4 protein-coding genes are annotated in these 1496 nt (G+C 45.3%); 3 read left to right on the forward strand and 1 reads right to left on the reverse strand.

The features are described from left to right. Positions 1-43: 43 nt before the first annotated feature. Positions 44-265 carry a type II toxin-antitoxin system HicB family antitoxin gene (locus BP822_RS01445; RefSeq protein WP_276837860.1) on the reverse strand — a complete coding sequence of 74 codons (222 nt, stop codon included), beginning with the start codon at positions 263-265 and terminating at the stop codon, positions 44-46. 97 nt (positions 266-362) lie between these two features. On the opposite strand from BP822_RS01445, the gene BP822_RS01450 reads away from it, so the two are divergent. From BP822_RS01450 to BP822_RS01460, 3 genes are all read left to right on the forward strand, one after another. Further along, a complete protein-coding gene (locus tag BP822_RS01450) occupies positions 363-506 on the forward strand; it encodes a hypothetical protein (RefSeq protein WP_286856644.1) in 144 nt (47 codons plus the stop codon). Positions 507-764: 258 nt separating this feature from the next. Further along, positions 765-935, forward strand: a complete 171-nt coding sequence (locus tag BP822_RS01455) for a hypothetical protein (RefSeq protein ID WP_286856643.1) — start codon at positions 765-767, stop codon at positions 933-935. A 6-nt stretch (positions 936-941) separates the two neighbouring features. Further along, complete coding sequence (locus BP822_RS01460) at positions 942-1319, forward strand: type II toxin-antitoxin system RelE family toxin (protein ID WP_286856641.1); 378 nt, start codon at positions 942-944, stop codon at positions 1317-1319. Positions 1320-1496 lie beyond the last annotated feature (177 nt).

Consider the following 1496-nt stretch of genomic DNA (forward strand, 5'->3'; position numbering starts at 1 on the left):
AGATGCTTGTGAGTCTAGACAACTGCTTCAGCCCGGGGGATCTCTATCGCATGCCATTAATAGGTGGTATGGCTAAACCCAATCGCAGTCTTAAGGCTATCCAGCCTTCGATAACGCCCTTCAAGTTCTCACGACATTCTTCTAGGGTTTTTCCTATAGCCCACACTCCTCGAAGTTCGGGGATCTCGCCGTAGAAAGGCTCTTGGTCTTCGATGATCTCATAAGTTGCCTTTGATAAAGCCGCCCGGATATACTCAGCGAACATAGCACTTTTCCTATGCGCTCTTAAAGGATTTAAAGCTTGATCATGTGATGCAGGCCACATCGAAACCCATATCTCTCCTACTAGATGGGTGCATATTATGGCCATGATGATGAGACATCCACAAGCCGCCCGGGATTTAGTGGACGAAAGGCTTAAGTCATTTTCTCCTGAGCAGCGTGAGCACTTCAGAGAGAGCACGCACCACAATCGCCGGGTACTAAAGAAGCTATCCAAGATGTAGCTACCTGCCGCCTTCCAGCCGGCGGGCCTTCCTACGAATCCATCTTGCTGTCTTCTCAATATTGCATTTTCGATTCGCCATTACATATGGTCTTGTGCTTTCGCGGTCTTGCTTCATTCCTATTCGCCTTTCTCTTGCCAGTGCGTTCATAGGGGCGGGCATGGATCTGATTTGCATTAAAATTGTCATGCTACCTGAAATGCAGCCAGGAAGGGAAAGCAGAAAGAGATATATCCATTCCCGTCAGGATTAACTAACATGCCTGCTGCTGTGAAAACTCCAATGCGCAAGACTGATCGCGCCAGCCCACAACGGGAAGAGGAGAGCTTTGCGGAAGGAATAATAAAAGGTCTTAGGGATTTCAAAGATGGTCGGATCACACGCTTCAAGAATGATGAGGAGTTGGCCGATTACCTGCGAAATCTGTAGATAATTATGGCTTATCAGCCAATCACTACATACTATTTCGAGAAAAGATTTAAAAAATTAACTAAAAAAGATGGATTATTAAAAGAACGAGTGATTAGGAAGCTTCAGGATATCATCAGTAATCCCGCCATCGGAGAGCCAAAGCGTCATGGCCTCCGAGGCCTTCGAAGCGTGCATATTGATCCCTTTGTTGTGGCTTATTTGGTTATTAAAGACAAAATTTTATTAATTAACTTTGACCATCATGATAAAGTCTATGAAGAGACTTCAAAAATCATAGTTGCTCTGCTAAACGATCCCCGGACCATAGAAGCGCTTACCAATGCAGGAATTACCCCCGAAGAATATGCAGCCTTCTTGAAATCCTTCCGAAAAAAGAATTGATCATCTCTCCTATTTTGCCGACTCAAATACTCATCTCACCCAGGCTTCGTGTGATACCCAGGAATACAAACCATTACTTCATGCAAAAGCTTTTTCGTCTCCAGGGCAAAGCCGTCACCAGGAGGATTACAATAATTGACGATCTGCCCCACGCATGCAAAGCCTGCTGCACAGTTA

Source organism: Methanosaeta sp. UBA458 (assembly GCF_002496085.1).
Taxonomy (GTDB): Archaea; Halobacteriota; Methanosarcinia; order Methanotrichales; family Methanotrichaceae; genus Methanothrix; species Methanothrix soehngenii.